Source organism: Streptomyces sp. B6B3 (genome assembly GCF_039871525.1).
Taxonomy (GTDB): Bacteria; Actinomycetota; Actinomycetes; order Streptomycetales; family Streptomycetaceae; genus Streptomyces.
In genome coordinates, this window is the sequence record NZ_JBDPLU010000018.1 from 99513 (window position 1) to 115841 (window position 16329).

Here is a 16329-nt window from a genome sequence, read left to right on the forward strand (position 1 = left end):
GCAGCGTGCCCGCCGGGACCGGGTGGGCGGTGTCGTTCCAACCCTCCACCAGCCGCCGGTGCTGCACCGCGTCCACCGTGGCGATCCGGCTCATCGGCAGCGACGGCTCGGCCGCGATCTGCTCCAGCACCCGCACCAGCCGCTGGGACAGCGCCCGCACGGCATCGTCGTCGAACACGTCGGGCCGGTAGTCCACCCGCAGCCGCAGGCCGTGCGCCGGGTCGACGCCCAACGCCAACGCGAAGTTGGTCGACTCCCGCATCGGGGCCTGGGAGAAACGCAGCCCGTCCGCGCCGGCGCCCAGCGCCTCCTGCGGCGCCACGGGGAAACTCTCGAACGCCACCAGCGTGTCGAACGTCGCGCCAGGACCGGCGAGCCGCTGGATGTCGCTCAACCCCAGATGCTGGTGGTCCAGCAGCGCCGACTGCTCGGCCTGGACCTCGGCCAGCATCTCGGCGACGGTCCGCGCCGGGTTCAGCCGCGCCCGCACCGGGACGGTGTTGATGAACAGCCCGAGCATCTCCTCCACACCGGGCAGTTCCGCCGGCCGTCCGGCCACGGTCGCCCCGAAGACCACGTCGCGGCGCCCGGTCAGCTGACCGACCACCACCGACCAGGCCACCTGGAACACGGTGTTCAACGTCACGTCCTGCCGCCGCGCGACCTCCCGCAGCGCCTCGGCCAGCCGTTCACCCGGCTCCGCGACCACCGTCCTGGCCAGGACCGACGCGGCGCTCGGCGCCTGCGGCGCGACCAGGGTCGGCTCCTCCGCGTCGGCCAGCGCCGCCTGCCAGGCCTGGCGCGCGGCATCGGCGTCCTGGCGGCCCAGCCACGCCAGATAGTCCCGGTGTCCGACCACCGCGGGCAGACCGTGCCCGACGCCACCCGCCTCGTAGCAGGTCCACAGCTCGCGCAGCAGGATCGGCAGCGACCAGCCGTCCAGCAGGATGTGGTGCAGCGTCACCACCATCTGGTGCCGGCGCGCGCCAAGCCGCAGCAGCATCACCCGCAGCAGCGGCGGCCGGGCCAGGTCGAACCGCCGCGCACGCTCCTCGCCGCCGAGGCGTTCGGCCTCCGGGGCGGCGGCTTCCCGGTCCGGCCCGGCGAGGTCCACCTCGCGCCAGGGCAGCTCCGCGGTCGCGGAAACGACCTGGACGGGCTGGTCCACCCCGGGCAGCTGCCGGAACCCGGCCCGGAGGCTGGGGTGCCGGTCGAGCATCGTCTGCCAGGAGGCGCGCAGCGTCGCCGCGTCCAGCGAGCCCTCGATGTCCAGGACCAGCTGTTCGACGTAGACGTCGGTGCCGTCCTCGTCGTAGAGGGAGTGGAAGAGGAAGCCCTCCTGGAGCGGCGCGACGGGCAGCACGTCCGCCAGCCCGGCGGGCTGGGCCTCCAACTCCGCCACGTGGTGCTGGTCGAGGGCGACGAGCGGGAAGTCGGAGGGGGTGTGGCCGCCGGCGCCGGGGCGGGCCGCGTGGCCGGCCAGACCGGCCAGCATCGTCGCCCAGCCGTCCAGCAACTCCCGCGCCCGCTCCGCGTCGAGCAGCCGCTCGGGCCAGGCCAGGCTCAGGACCAGGCGCGGGCCTTCGGACCGCTCGCTGACGAAGCCCATGACCTCCAGGGCGTGCATCACGGGGAGGGCGTTGGCCACGCCCTCGCCCAGTCCGGCGTCGCTGGCCGGCTGCCAGTCGCCCGCCCGGGCGGCCGCGCCGCGGCCGAGGTAGTTGAACCCGATCTGGGCGCCGGGCAGGGCGGCCAGGGTGGCGGCGGTGTCGGGGTTCAGGCGGCGCAGCATGCCGTAGCCCAGACCGTCAGCGGGAACCGAACGGAGCTGTTCCTTGATGCGCTTCAACGCCCGTCCGGCGTCCGGGCCGCCGGCCCCGACCTCCGTCGGGTCGATCCCGCCGGCGTCGAGCCGGACGGGGTGGACGTCGGTGAACCAGCCGACCGTGCGGGTCAGGTCGTCGGTGTCGCTCAGCGGCTGCCGGCCGTGGCCCTCGACATCGACCAGGAAGCCCCGATCCGTCCTCTGGCCGGTCCAGGTGGTGACGGCGGCGGCCAGCCCGGCGAGGAGGACGTCGTCCATGCCGGCGTGGAACGCGGCGGGCACCTCGGTGAGCAGGGCGGCGGTCACGTCGGCGGGGACGGTGACCGACAGCCGGCCGAGGGTGTCGCCCCGATCCCTGGTCGGATCGACGGGCGCGTCGGTCAGCAGGGGTTCGGGATCCTCCAGCATCCGACGCCAGGCCGGGAGTTCGGCCAGGCGTTCCTCGCTGCCGGCCTGCGCGGCCAGTTCGCGGGCCCAGTGCCGGAACGACGTCGGGACCGGGTCCAGCTCGACGTCCCGTCCGGCGACCAGATCGTCGTGGGCCTGGGCGAGGTCGGCGAGCATGGCGTGCCAGGAGACGGTGTCGACGACCAGGTGGTTGGCGACCAGCAACAGCCGGCCCGGCCGCTCGGGCCCGTGGTCGAACCACACCGCCTGGAGCATCGAGCCCGCTCGCGGGTCCAGCCGGTCCACGGCCTCGCGGGTGGCCTGGTCGAGGTGCTGGCCGGTGAGATCCGTCGTCGTGACGTGGGTGACCAGGCCGGCGGCGTCCACCGTGCCCGGCTCGTCGACGACGAGGACGGGGGGCGTGGCCCGGGTGTCGAGGCGGGCGCGCAGGATGTCGTGGCGGTCCAGCACGGCCCGCACCGCGCGGATCAGGGCGTCGGCCGTCAGGCCGGCGGGGGTGGCGACGAGGGTGGGCTGGACCACCTCGCCCACCCGGTCGGGCCCGACCCGGTCGAGGACCTCGTGCATCACCGGCGTCAACGGGACCACGCCGACGCCCGACTCGCCGGCCGCGGCGGCGGTGTCGTCGGCCGCGACCGCCACGGCCGCCAGCGCGGCGGGGGTGCGGAGCTGGAACACCTGGTGGGTGGCGATCGCCAGCCCGGCCCGGTGGGCCTTCGACACCAGCAGCATCGACATGATCGAGTCGCCGCCGAGCGCGAAGAACGACTCGTCCGCGCCCACCTCGTCCAGGCCCAGCACCTCGGCGAACAGTCCGCAGACCGCCGCCTCGGTCGGCGTCGCCGGCGCGCGTCCGGCGGCGCGGCGGTCGCCCGACTCGGGTGCGGGCAGCGCCGCCCGGTCGACCTTCCCGTTGGGGGTCAGCGGCAGCGCGTCCAGCACCACCATCGTCGCCGGGACCATGTACTCGGGCAGCGACTCCCCGACGTGGCCCTGGATCTCCTGGGTGTCGACGTCCGTCACGTCCGCGACGAGGTACGCGACCAGGCTGCCGTGGGAGACGACCACCACCGCCTCGCGCACGGCCGGGTGGGCGGCCAGGACGGCCTCGACCTCGCCCAGTTCGATACGGAAGCCGCGGACCTTGACCTGGGCGTCGGCCCGGCCGGCGAACTCCAGCGCTCCCGCCTCGGTCCACCGGGCCAGGTCCCCGGACCGGTACATCGGCTCGCCGGGGGCGAAGGGGCAGGCGACGAACCGCTCCGCGGTCAGGCCGGGACGGGCGACATAACCGCGCGCCAGCCCGGCACCGGCCACGTACAACTCGCCCACCACACCGGGGGCGACCGGCCGCAGGAACTCGTCGAGGACGTAGACCCGGGCGTGATCCAGGGGCCGGCCGATCGCCGGGGCCGCGTCCCGCGGGGTGATGCCGGACTCCACCGGTACGGCGGTGGTGATGACGGTGGCCTCGGTCGGGCCGTAGGTGTTCCACACCCGCGCCCGTCCGACCCAGCGGGACGCCAGGTCGGCGGTCAACCGCTCGGCCCCGAGGACCCAGTTGGTGATCCCCGGCACCGACTCCGGGTCCAGGACGCCGAGGAGGGAGGGCACGACGCTGGCCACCGAAACGCCCGCGTCGCGGATCATCCGGGCCAACGCCTCGGCGTCGCCGCGTTCCTCGCTGGTGGCGATGGCCAGGGTGCCGCCGGCCGCCAGCGTCGTGGCGACGTCGAGGATCGAGGCGTCGAAGCTGAACGAGGCGAACTGCAGCGCGGTGACGCCCTCGTCCATCCCCAGCACCGGGCGCATGGTTTCGGCCAGACGCACGACACCCCGGTGCGAGACCGCCACGCCCTTCGGACGCCCGGTGGAGCCCGAGGTGTAGATCACATACGCCAACTGGTCCGGCCGGACCGCCACGTCCGAGGGCTCGGCCGGCTCGTCGACCGCCGCGTGTTCGGCCTCCGCCAGCACCACCAGCCGGGACGGGTCCACCGGCAGTGGGGCCAGACTGTCCGCGTCGCCCAGCACCACGGTGGCCGCGCTGTCGGCGACCATGTAGGCCAGCCGCTCGGCCGGGTACTCCGGGTCCAGCGGCACGAAGCCGGCCCCGGCCTTCCACACCGCCAGCATCGCGACGATCATGTCCACGCCGCGCGGCAGGCACAGGCCCACCCGGGACTCGACGCCCACTCCCAGGCCGGCCAGGTGACGGGCCAGCCGGCTGGAGCGGGCGTCCAACTCCCCGTAGGACAGGGCGCGGTCACCGCAGCGCACGGCCACCGCTTCGGGAGACCGGCCGGCGCGGGCCCGGAACACCCCCAACCACGGGTCGTGCGGGTCGTCCTGGGCCGACGAGGCGAGCGACGAGGCGACCGGCGAGGCGAGCGACGAGGAGGTCGCTGAGGCGGGCGCGTTCCAGCCCTGGACGACCCGGCCGTGGTCGGATTCCGCCAGGACGTCGATCTCGCCCAGCCGGACGGCCGGGTCCTCCGCGATCCGCGTCAGCAGGGTGTGGAAGGAACGCCCGGCGCCCGTGGCCCAGTCCTGGTCGTAGAGCGCCGGGTTGGCCTCCACCGCGACCCGCAGCTCACCCGCCCCCGACCAGCCGTTGACCATCAACCCCAGGTCATCGACGTGCCGGTTGGCGAAGTCGGCCACGATCCCGCGGTGCCCGGCGAAGTCCAGATCGCCGCCGGTGGGGATGATGTTCACGTCGGGACCGAACAACCGCCGCTGCCCGCCCGGCCAGCCGAGATCGCGGCGCAGCTGCTCGCCCCGGAACCGCTGACGGCCCAGCAGGCCCGCCACCTCGCCGTGCGCCCGCTCCGCCAACTCCGCCACCGTCGTGCCGGCGTCGACGCGCAACCGGACCGGCAGCACGTTCGACAACACGAAGGGCGTGCCGCGCTCCTCCTCCGTGACCCGCCCGGTCACCGGAAGGCTCAGGACCGTCTCCCGCGCCCCGGTCAGCCGCGCCACGAACGCCGCGAACGCGCCGATCATCAGGCGGGAGGCGCTGGTGCCCACCTCGCGGGCCGTCGCCCGCAGCGCCGCCGCGACGTCGGCCGGGAGGTGACCGGTCCCGGACAGCATCCCCCCACCGGGCCCCGCGGCCGCGGCCGCGGCGGAGCGGTAGCCGGGAACGGCCGGGAGGTTGGGCCGGTCAGCGAACCGCTCGTGCCAGTAGTCCCGGTCGTCGGCGTACCGCGGCGAACCCCGGTACGCGGCCTGCTGCTCGAACAACACCCGCAGCGGCGCGTACCCCGAGGGCGGGGGAGCCTGACCGGCCACCAGCGCGGTGTAGACCGCCGCCAGTCGGTGGCTGAAAAGCGCCTGTCCCACGCCATCCATCAGCAGGTGGTTGAACTGCTGAAACCACACGAAACGGTCGGGAGCCAGGCGGAAGAGGAGGAAGGTGAACAGCCGATCCCTGGCGGGATCCACCGGCCGCGCCAACTCGGCCAGGATGCGCGCCTGCGCCGCGGACAAAGGCTCGTCCTCGGCGCTCACGTCCAGGACCGGCAGATCCCATTCCGGTACCGGTCCGAAAACCTGTGACGCGCCGTCCGGCCCGTCCTCGAAATGCACGTGCAGAATCTCGGTTTCGGCGACGACCTGCCGCAGCGCGCGTTGGAGGAGATTCGTGTCGACGGGGCCCAGAATCTCCACGCGCTTGCTTATGTTGTAACTGCTGCCGGCGCCCTCGATGCGCTGCGCCAGCCAGATGTCCCGCTGGCTTTCGGAAAGGGGCAGAGCGTCGTTGGCGTGGTTGTTCATGTTCCCCTCTCCATGGATAACCGAGCGCCCCGTCGTTCACGCACGGCGAAGTCGGCGGGTCTGCCGTCCGGCCCGCTCGGGATTCCCGGCAGGCGTGCATCCGCCACCTATCAACATGGCATCTGATCCGCATAAAGGGAAGCCATACCTGGTGACAGTGGCTTTCCTCGGCGACGAAGAAGTGTGACGCGCGACACCTGCCCGGGGACTACGCGGCGGCAGCTCGTCGACCGGGTTGTGGCCGGCTCTACCGACGGCGGCAGGGGCCCGCCAACGGGGCCATTCGCGCGGCCGGAACAGAGGAACAAAGGGAGCGGACGGAGGGGAATGCGCGAGTGCCGCCGCGCGGGCCGCGAGCGGATGTCCAAGTGTCGGTTTTCCACACTTGGACGGCGGCGATCGCGGGCGCCCACACGGGCCGGCGGATCGCTCGTCATCAGCTTGCCCGGTGCGGCCCGGACGCGCCACCGTCACGCCTGGTCGAGCCCGTCGCGGGGCTCGACCAGGCGCTGACCTCGACGGTCCCGGCGGCCGTCGCCCGCTACACCGTGCAGGCGGCGTCGGCCGCTCGGCGCTCGGTGCGGGCCGCGATCTCCTCCCAGACCCCGGCGCACACCTTCGCCAGTTGCGCGACGATGCTGCTGCAGTGCGGGGGGACGTTCTCGATGATCTCGTCCCATTCCTCCGCCCGCAGGGTGGCGACGGTGAGGAGTCGGAGCAGGTTCCGTCCGGTCTCACTGAACCTCAGGGCGGGGTCGGCCTTGAGCCGTTCGACGATCGCGGCGCTCTGCTGGGACCACTCCTGGCTCGGCCGCAGCTCCGTGACCAGGTCCTTCGGCGTCTTCCGCCCGTTCGGCAGCGGATCCTCGCCCCGGCGGAGGCGGTTCCTGACATCCCGGGCCGTCTCGGGCGAGATGCCCGCCGCCCGGGAGATCTCCCGCAGCGAGAGCGTGGGATCCTCGGAGATCAGTTCCGACGCCAGGAGCCGGCCCTTGGTGCGGTCGAGAGGGCGAACCCGACCGTCCTGACCGATCCTGATGCTGGTCGCACTCGGTTTCCCTGCGACTCGTTGCCGGATCTCCGCAACCGTTCCACCGGATAATCCGGTGACCGCCGCCACCATGCGGTCCGACCACTCGGGATGTGACAGAGTAATGCGTCCCGCCGCTCGTTTACGGTCCGCGAGTGAAAGCGGCAGACCGTGCGTGACATTTGCTTTCACAGCCAGTACGAAGGCGTTGGCCTCGTCCCCCTCGTAGAACCTGACCGCGATCCTTTTCTGGCCCCTGATTTTCGCTACTCGTAACCGGTGCATGCCGTCGATCACGCGCATGGTCGCTCGGTGCACGATGATGGGCGGCAGCTCCGTATCCGCGGCAGCGAGCGCCTGTACGTGCTCCGCGTCCTCCCCCGAAGACCGCGGCGAGTCAGTTGCCGAAAGCGCACTGACATCGACCTCTAAGATCGGCTGGTCGTCGATTTCCCCTCGTCCTGGTTCCACTCCAGCTCCTTAACGAATCAGGTGTGGCCCCATCCCCGCTTTTGGGCACGCTCACGCAGGCGCTCGCGCGCGTTACCCCTTCGGTCAGGCTCGGTAATGCCACCAGGGCGAGTTCGGTCCGCCTCGTGCCGAACTCGGTCTGGGGCAGGACATCACACACCCCGTGTCGTCGACCGAGCCTGGGTGATGTCCCTGAGTGACCTGTTCCGGTTGGTCCAGCCGGAATGGGATCGTCCGCTTCCTCTTTTCCTGCTTCCTGCTTCTCCCCTCGCCCCTCTGGGAGATCTGCCGGGGACGTCTTCCTTGGTCACGTCACATGTCGACTGCAGGATTCTACCGGCGCTCGCTCGCTGGTCGTCCCTGCCTCCTGCAGTCATCCGCGAATGATCCGAAGTTCTCACATTCGAACCGATCCGCACCTTACGGTATCGCCGTGACCGTGGCCTTGCAATGCGGTTAGCAGCGGGCGAAGGGCCCCGCACATTGCCGGGGTGGACACCCCTGACCATGCTCGGACGTGGTCGTGATCACCTCCCTGACCGGCGGGTTCATGTCTTTCGCGGCAAACAGACGGCGAACGAGAGGCGGCGTTCGGCGTCCGCGTTCTGAACGCACTCGGCGTGCGGTGGTGAAAAACGTTCGAATCGGCGTGTGGGTGCTCGCGTTGGGGGACTGCCGGGGGCCCGTTCGCCCTCCCGCGCCGGCGCTCGATGGTCCGAAGAGCGCCGGATCCGCGGATTCGGGGAGGAGCCACCAACTACGTCCGGATTCCGCCAGTCTGACGAGGTGTCACGAAGTGTCCGACGGGCGTCGTCCGGGCCGTGCCGTGTGTCGAACCTCACGTCCCTGGTTCAGCGCCCGGTCGGCCGCCGGAGCGCGCGAAGCCCGCGGGAGGCCGGCGGTCCGGGGCATGTGAACGACGGAGACCGGCCGTTGGGCTCCCCGGCGTGGGGGAGGGGACATGGGGACGCGGGCCCGCCCGGGGACCGTCGCCGGCTTCCCCGGACCTCCGGGCTCTGGGAGAACCTCGTCACCTGGCGGCCCGTGCTCGTCCATTCGCCCTCCGGCCTCGTCCCGGGGCACGCGCCTCGGGCATGTGTACGGCAGATGACCTATTGTTTCGCGATTCCCCGCCGAAACACAGAGGGCCTCCGCGAGGGCGGCCCGGCGAGCCGTCGGCCGCCGGCGCCGGTGCGGTCGGGTCCGGGTCGTCCGGTCAGGCCGGGGTGGTGGTCCGGATGACGAAGCGGAGACCCGGTTCGCGGGCCTGCGGGCCGGCGTCGTAGCGGGAGAGCTCCCCCGTGGCGGCCAGACCCGCGTCGGCGAGGTGCCGGACGGCGTCGAAGTCGCCGCGCGGCGGGGAGGCGAGGATGACGTGCGAGACGGTCGTCACCACGACGTCGGACTCGGCGTCCCGAAGCTCGAAGCAGAAGGTGGGCGGGATGAAGCTGCGCCTGCCGTTGTCGACGACGCGTACCGGCCGCTCCACCGTGCCGTCGGTCATGGCTCGATTGTCTCCTATCTCCCGTCCGGGCACTCCTCCGTGGCGAGGCGTGCCTTGCGCGCGACGTCGCAGCCGCACAGGCCGCAGACGCCGGCGCGCTGGCCGGTGCCCGTGAGCCGGTGCAGCGCGCCCCGCCCTGCTCCGGTCAGGTGCGGGCAGCCCTGACAGGTCGCCAGCCGCGCCCGGTAGTCGTCGTCCGGAACCCGGACGAAGCCGGAGCGCGCCCACCGGGCGAGCGCGGGCCAGCTTCGCCTCGGCGAGGTCGGGGGGCAGGAAGGCGCACGCATCCGGCGGGATGCGGCGCTTGGTCGCGGTGACCGGGATGAACGTGTGCCCCGTGAGGTCCCGCACCGCCTCCGCGGCGCCGGCGGCGGTGGACCGCACGGACAGCGCGGAGTCGAGGGTGGCCGACAGGGTGGGCGCGCCGAGGCAGGCGGCGCCGTGCCGCTGCACGTACTCCGCGGATCCGACCGCCGGCAGGTCGTCGGCCGCCGGGACACCGCGGCCCGCCACCCCATCCGTCCGGGCCGAGAGCTGCGCCGCGTAGTCGGCGCTGACGACTCCGTTGGTGTTCAGCAGGTGGCCGGTGAGGTCGTCGCCGACGCGGTTCTTGGCGGTCGCCGCGATGTGGTGGAAGCCCGCCACGTAGTCGCCGACGTGTACGCCGGTGATCTCCACCGGGCTGCCGTCGCGGGCCACGAGCCGGTCCCCGGTGGTCAGCCGGTCCGCTCGCCGCAACGCCCCGGCCTCGCCGGCCAGCAGGAAGAGGTGGTCGCTCGTCACCACGAGCGCGGTGTCCAGATACGTCACCAGGACGGCGAACTTCTGCAGTGACGCCCCCGGCGTGCCGTCACTGTAGACGACCGGACCCGGTGTCCAGTCGAGGTCCGATCCCGCGGTCATCACCTCGTCGCCGACGACGTACGCCTCGACGGCCTTCGCCTGACCCGAGCCGTCCTCGACCGGCGTCCCGAAGGCGAGGCAGGAGCAGGTGCAGACGCACGCCCCCTGGCTGTCCCGGGTGAGCACGGGATGGCCGACCGCCCACCCCTCCTGCCTGCAGATCTCGTCGATCTCGGCGTCCGCGCCGCTGCAGTGCGCGGACTCACACTGTCGGAGAGCCACGGGGTCCCCTCCCGGCCTCATGCGACCACCCACGGGCCGCTCGCTGAGGCGAGAATATGACTCATCGTCACCTTATTTGGCCAAAGTAGTAACACTTAGCCCAAAAGAGTGATTCATGGATAAGTGTTGACGGACGGATGGCCTGCCGAACGCCTGACCGAATTCGGCCCGTCGAACGGCCCCGCGTCAGGCGCCGCCGGTGCCGGTGCCGCGGCTGGTCCCGGAGGCTGCCGAGGCGCCGGACGGCGAGTCCGCCCCGCCGGGGCCGGTCTCGTCCGCGCCGGACCCGTTCGGGGTCCCGTCCGCCGGCTCCGTGGCGGCGGGCGCCGGGCTGAGGACCTGGCGGATGCCGGCGAAGTGCCGGTGCATGGCGGCGGCCGCCCGGGGCCCGTCGCCGGCCGCCAGGGCGGCCAGGATGTCCTGGTGCCGGGCGCAGGTGACGTGCGGGTCCAGATGGCCCTCCTTGAGCTCCTCCCGGACCCGGTGCAGCGCCGCCCAGAAGGCGTCGAGCACCTCGCTGAGCAGATGGTTGCCGAGCGAGCGGTAGAGCGCGAGGTGGAAGGCCCGGTCGGTGGCCGCGGTCACCCGGCCCACCTCGGCGGCCTCCCGTTCCATCTGCCGCACCAGCTCGCGCAGCGTCTCCAGATCCGCCTCCGGCACCTTGCCGGCGACGCTGCCGATCAGCCCGCCCTCCAGCGCCTCCCTGACCTCCAGCAGCTCGTACAGGCTGGCCTCGCCGCGCCGGTGCCGCACCGCCGCGCGGAACACCACGCCCTCGACGAAGGAGTCCAGGCTCAGCGAGCCGACGTAGGTGCCGAAGCCGTGCCGGATGTCGACGACGTTCACCGCCTGGAGCGCCTTCAGCGCCTCCCTGACCGAGTTCCTGCTGACGCCGAAAAGCCGCATCAACTCACTCTCCGTGGGCAGCGGGTCGCCGGGGGCCAGACGTCGACGGAGTATCAGTTGCTTGATCCGCTCCTGCACCTCGTCGGACATCATGCGGCGTGCCATCGCTGCCCCTTCCTGTAAGGACCCGTGCGGACACCGGCCGTCAGCTACCGCCTGCACCGTCTCTTGACCTCGAGTTCACATTCTGCCAGCGGAGATAGGACATGGGATGTCCCACTATCCCGGATAGTCCGTCGCACAGGTATTGACCAGTGCGGAGGGTGACTCTTACGGTTCCAGCACATAGGACGTAGAACGTAGGACCTCCCTCCCCAGTGTGCACGAGAAGTGCCCGCCGGGGGATGGGGAGGACGGCACGGGACGGGCCCAGTTGTGGAGGCGGCAGCGTGAGCGAGGCGAACGGCGGCTTCGGTCGTAGGGGATTCCTGAAGTACTCCGGGGCCCTCGGCCTCGCCGGGGCGGTCACCGGCGGCCTGAGCGCCTGTTCGGGCGGCCCGGAGTCCACGACCAGCGACAACGGCGGCGGGTCGCTGGACTCGTTGACCGCCGTCATCGGGTACGGCAACGACCAGAGCTGGGACCCGACGATGACGGCCTCGGCGTTCTCGATGGCCGCGATCCAGCACATCTTCGAAGGGCTGGTGGACACCGACCCGGTGACCCGCGAGCCCTACCCCGCGCTGGCCACCGCGCTGCCCGAGGACACCAACGCCACCACGTGGGCCTTCACCCTGCGGGACGGCGCCACCTTCCACGACGGGGAGCCGGTCACCGCGGACGACGTGGTGTTCACCTTCGAGCGGATCCTCGACCCGGAAGCCCAGGTGCTGGTCCGGAGCTTCTTCGTCACCTGGCTCGACGGGGTGCGCAAGACCGGCGATCGGTCCGTCGAGCTGGACTTCAGGTTCCCCTTCCCCGACGCGCTGCAGCGGCTGACCATCGCGAAGATCCTGCCCCGGCACGCGTACAGCGCGGACGGCGCCTGGGACGAGGCCACCGCGGGACGCCTGGTGCTGGGCTCGGGCCCGTACCGGCTGGTCTCGCACCAGCCCAAGTCGAACAGCTCCATGGAGGAGTTCCCCGAGTACAACGGGCCCCGCCCGGCCTCCTTCAAGGAGATGAACTGGCTGACCGTCGTCGAGGCCGCGCCGCGCGTCGCCGCGATCTCCGGTGACAGCGCGGACGCGCAGATCGCCGACAACATCCCGTACGACAACGTGGAGCAGCTGGAGGGCGACGGCCTCACGGTCGAGGGCGGCGCCGGCATGAACCACATGTTCCTGATGTTCAACACGGAGAACCCGCCGTTCGACGACGTCCGAGTCCGGCAGGCGCTGTTCTACGCCATCGACACCGACCAGATGATCGAGGTCGGGCTGCGCGGCTACGGCAAGGCGCCCACCTCGTTCCTCAACGAGGGCAACGAGGCGCACCAGGAGGCCGGCACGGTCTACACCTACGACCCGGACCGCGCCCGCGACCTGCTGGCCGAGGCCGGCGTGACCGACCTGCGGGTCAACCTGATGGCCGTCAACGTCAGCTGGATCGTGGACTGCCTGCCCACCATCAAGGAGTCCTGGGACGCCATCGGCGTCACCACGACGCTGGAGCCGCAGGACACCTCCGCGCTCTTCACCAAGATGGACCAGGACCAGGACTACCAGGTGGTCGCCGCCGCCTCGAACCCCAACCAGTTCGGCCTCGACGCCGACCTGATCCTGCGCTACAACTACACGGCCGGCGGCGGCTGGATGGCGTACACCGGATGGGACGGCACCCCCGAGGCGCAGGACCTCTTCGCCATGATGGACGAGGCGACCGAGGAGCAGGACCCCGAGCGCAAGCTCCAGCTGACCCACGAGTACCTGGACGTCATCGCCGAGCAGGCGGTGCTCTACCCGACCGTGCACAACGAACTGCTGACGGCCTGGGACCCCGAACGGCTCTCCGGTGTCGAGTCCCTGCCCTACCCGGGTATCAACCTGCTCAAGGCCGATCCCGCCTAGCCACCAAGCTCTCGCCAGCGCTCCCCAGATCCCGTCAGATTCGGAAGCCCCACCGTGGCCGTCGTCGTCAGAATGCTCGTCCGCCGCGTTCTCCTGTTGATCCCGCTGACGCTCGGCATCGTCCTGTTCGTCTTCCTGGTCATGGAGTTCTCGGACACGGACCCCGCCGCCGCGTACTTCATGGGTGGCAACCCCACCCAGGACCAGCTGCACCAGTTCCGGGAGGAGAACGGCCTGCTCGACCCCCTGCCCGTGCGGTACTTCGCCTTCGTCGGTGACCTGGTCCAGGGCGACATGGGCACCAGCGTGCTCACCCGCTCGCCCGTGCTCGACCAGGTCACCACGGCGCTGCCGCTCACCATGCAGCTGACCTTCCTGGGTCTGGCCGTCGGCGTGCTGCTGGCGCTGCTGCTCGGCGTCACCGCCGCGATCTACCGGGACCGGCTGCCCGACCAGATCATCCGGGTGGTCTCGGTCACCGGGGTGGCCGCGCCCAGCTTCTGGATCGCGCTGCTGATGATCCAGTACCTGGCGGTGGAGCTCGGCTGGTTCCCCACCAGCGGCTACACCAACCCGAACGACTCGTTCACGGGCTGGCTGGAGACCATGACCATGCCCGCCCTGGCGCTCTCCGCGCCCGTCGCCGCGCAACTCGCCCGCATCGTGCGCACCGCGGTGGTGGAGGAACTGGACAAGGACTACGTGCGCACGGCGATCGGCAGCGGCCTGCCGCCGGTCGTCGTGGTCGGCCGCAACGTGCTGCGCAACGCGCTGATCAACCCGCTCACGGTGCTCGGCCTGCGGGTCGGCTACCTGCTCGGCGGCGCCGTCGTCATCGAGACCATGTTCAACCTGCCGGGCATGGGCAAGCTGATGATCGACGCGGTGCGCAACGGCGATCCGGCCGTCGTCCAGGGCGTGGTGCTGACCATCGCCCTCGGGTTCGTCGTCGTCAACCTCGTGATCGACGTCCTCTACCTGCTGGTCAACCCCCGGCTGAGGAGCGCTGACTGATGGCCTCGCTGCTGACGCGGAAACAGCTGACGGAGCGGCTGGCCCGGCCCGGCGTGCGGCTGCGCTCGCTGCGCCGCCTCCCCCTGCTGTCCAAGGTGGCGCTGGGCGTGCTGCTGCTCGTCGTGCTGCTGGCGCTGCTCGCCCCGCTGCTGGCGCCGCACGACCCCTACGAGCAGTCCGGCGAGTCGGACGGGCCCTCCGGCAGCCACTGGATGGGCCAGGACAGCCTCGGCCGGGACATCCTCAGCCGGCTGATGCACGGCGCGCGCTGGTCGCTCGCCATCGGCCTGGGCGCGACGCTGCTCGCGCTGCTGGTCGGCGGCGTGCTCGGGGCGATCGCGGCCACCTCCCGCCGGGCGATCGACGAGGGGCTGATGCGCTGCCTCGACGTGGTGATGGCGTTCCCCGGCATCGCGCTGGCCGCCGTCCTGGTGTCGGTTTTCGGCGGCGGCCTCCCGGTGCTGATCTGCGCCATCGCCTTCCTCTACACGCCGCCCATCGCGCGCGTGGTGCGCGCGAACGTGATGGCGCAGTACGGGGAGGACTACGTCACGGCGGAGCGCGTCATCGGCGCGCGCACGCCGCATATCGTGATCCGGCACGTGGCGATCAACTGCGCCGCGCCCATCCTGGTGTTCTGCACCGTGCAGGTCGCCGAGGCGATCGTCTTCGAGGCGTCCCTGTCGTTCATCGGCGCGGGCGTGCGGCCGCCCGACCCGTCCTGGGGCAGCGTCATCGCCGACGGCAAGAACATGGTGCTGCTCGGCGGCTGGTGGGCGACCATCTTCCCCGGCCTGCTGATCATGATCACGGTGCTGTCGCTCAACGTGCTCTCCGAGGGCATCTCCGACGCCTGGGCCGCCCCCGCCGCCCGCCCCCTCACCCCGGGCACGGCCCACGCCCCCGCCGCCCAACCCCTGGCCAAGATCCCCACCCCCGCTGTGCCCACCGACCCCGGCTCCACCGCGCCGGAGGCGTCGGTGCTCGCCAAGGACGGCGAGGTCCCCGCCACCGCGCCGGAGGCGCGGAACGACGCTGTGGGCGCCGGAGGCGCGGCGGCGGAGCCGCCGGAAGCGGCACCGGAGGCGCCGGCAACCGTGCCGGAGGCACGAACGCCGCTGCCGGAGGCAGCCCTGCGGGAAGCGGCCACGCGGCTGCGCGAGCGAGCGCGCCCCGTCGCCGAAGGCGACCCCGTGCTGGCGGTGCGGGACCTGCGGATCGGGTTCGACCGGCACCACCACGGCACCGACATCGTGGACGGCATCAGCTTCGACGCCCGGCCCGGCGAGGTGCTCGGTCTGGTCGGCGAGTCCGGCTGCGGCAAGTCGCTCACCGCGCTCACCATCATGGGCCTGCAGCCGCGCGGCGCCCGGATCCGCGGCAGCGTCAGCTTCGCCGGCCGCGAGCTGCTGGGCATCTCCCGGAGGGCCAGGCGGCGGTTGCTCGGTCACGAGATGGCGATGGTCTACCAGGACGCGCTGTCCTCGTTGAACCCGGCCATGACCATCCGCGCCCAGCTCAGGCAGCTGGTGCGGCGCGGCGGCAGGCGGAGCCCGGCCGAGTTGCTGGAGCTGGTCGGCCTCGACCCGCGCCGCACGCTCCGGAGCTATCCGCACGAGCTCTCCGGCGGGCAGCGGCAGCGCGTGCTGATCGCCATGGCGCTGTCCCGTAACCCGCGGCTGATCGTGGCCGACGAGCCGACCACCGCGCTGGACGTCACCGTGCAGGCGCAGGTCATCGAGCTGCTGCTGCGGCTCCGCGCCGAGCTGGGCTTCGCGCTGATCCTGGTCTCGCACGACCTGGCGCTGGTCGCGGACGTCACCGACCGGGTGGCCGTGATGTACGGCGGCCAGATCGCCGAGACCGGCGCCACCGCCGATCTGGTGGGCGCCCCGGCGCACCACTACACGCGGGGCCTGCTGGGCTCGGTGCTGTCCCTGGAGGCGGCGGCCATGGGGGCACCTCCCGGTGCCGCTAGGCACCGGGGGAGTTTGACGCAGATCCGCGGCGTGGTGCCGTCGCCCGCCGACTTCCCGCCGGGGTGCCGGTTCGCCGACCGCTGCCCGATGGCCACCGAGGTGTGCGCGACGGAGGTGCCCGTCGTGGCCGCGCCGGGCCGGCAGCACGTGGCCGCCTGCCACCACCCCGCGGTCACCGCCGACTCCGGCGACTCGGCCGCGGACGCGCTACTGGAAAGCGAGGGCACCCGGTGACTCGGGCGACAGACACGACGGAACCGACCCCGCCGGCCGGG

The 16329-nt window shown here is 72.1% G+C and carries 6 protein-coding genes and 1 pseudogene (1 of these 7 cut by a window edge); 3 read left to right on the top strand and 4 right to left on the bottom strand.

Features of this window, described 5'->3' with window-relative positions:
* The 4 genes and pseudogenes from ABGB06_RS29605 to ABGB06_RS29620 all read right to left on the bottom strand — a co-directional run.
* Positions 1-6016: the 5' portion of a non-ribosomal peptide synthase/polyketide synthase gene (locus tag ABGB06_RS29605; RefSeq protein ID WP_347594989.1), read on the bottom strand. It extends 23813 nt beyond the left edge of the window; the window shows 6016 of its 29829 coding nt (coding positions 1-6016); its start codon is at positions 6014-6016; its stop codon lies beyond the left edge, outside the window.
* Between the two features lie 541 nt (positions 6017-6557).
* Entirely contained in the window at positions 6558-7517 is a 960-nt protein-coding gene (locus ABGB06_RS29610; RefSeq protein ID WP_347594992.1) for a ParB N-terminal domain-containing protein, read from the bottom strand.
* A 1216-nt stretch (positions 7518-8733) separates the two neighbouring features.
* On the bottom strand, positions 8734-10146 hold the full coding sequence (locus ABGB06_RS29615) for a hypothetical protein (RefSeq protein WP_347594995.1): 1413 nt from the start codon (positions 10144-10146) through the stop codon (positions 8734-8736).
* 342 nt (positions 10147-10488) lie between these two features.
* Positions 10489-11157 (bottom strand): annotated as a pseudogene (locus ABGB06_RS29620) (FadR/GntR family transcriptional regulator); the annotation flags it as partial.
* A 284-nt stretch (positions 11158-11441) separates the two neighbouring features.
* Between ABGB06_RS29620 and ABGB06_RS29625 the strand changes: the two are divergent.
* Genes ABGB06_RS29625 through ABGB06_RS29635 form a run of 3 tightly spaced genes read left to right on the top strand, consistent with a single transcriptional unit; the run spans position 11442 to position 16288 of the window.
* A complete protein-coding gene (locus ABGB06_RS29625) occupies positions 11442-13061 on the top strand; it encodes an ABC transporter substrate-binding protein (protein ID WP_347594998.1) in 1620 nt (539 codons plus the stop codon).
* Between the two features lie 54 nt (positions 13062-13115).
* Positions 13116-14075 carry an ABC transporter permease gene (locus ABGB06_RS29630; protein WP_347595001.1) on the top strand — a complete coding sequence of 320 codons (960 nt, stop codon included), beginning with the start codon at positions 13116-13118 and terminating at the stop codon, positions 14073-14075.
* Positions 14075-16288 carry an oligopeptide/dipeptide ABC transporter ATP-binding protein gene (locus tag ABGB06_RS29635; RefSeq protein WP_347595004.1) on the top strand — a complete coding sequence of 738 codons (2214 nt, stop codon included), beginning with the start codon at positions 14075-14077 and terminating at the stop codon, positions 16286-16288. The genes ABGB06_RS29630 and ABGB06_RS29635 overlap by 1 nt, the downstream gene beginning before the upstream one ends.
* Positions 16289-16329: the final 41 nt, after the last annotated feature.

Bases quoted from the DNA above. Each gene is read 5' to 3' on its own strand.
- ABGB06_RS29635 (WP_347595004.1), top strand. From the start codon at position 14,075: ATGGCCTCGCTGCTGACGCGGAAACAGCTGACGGAGCGGCTGGCCCGG.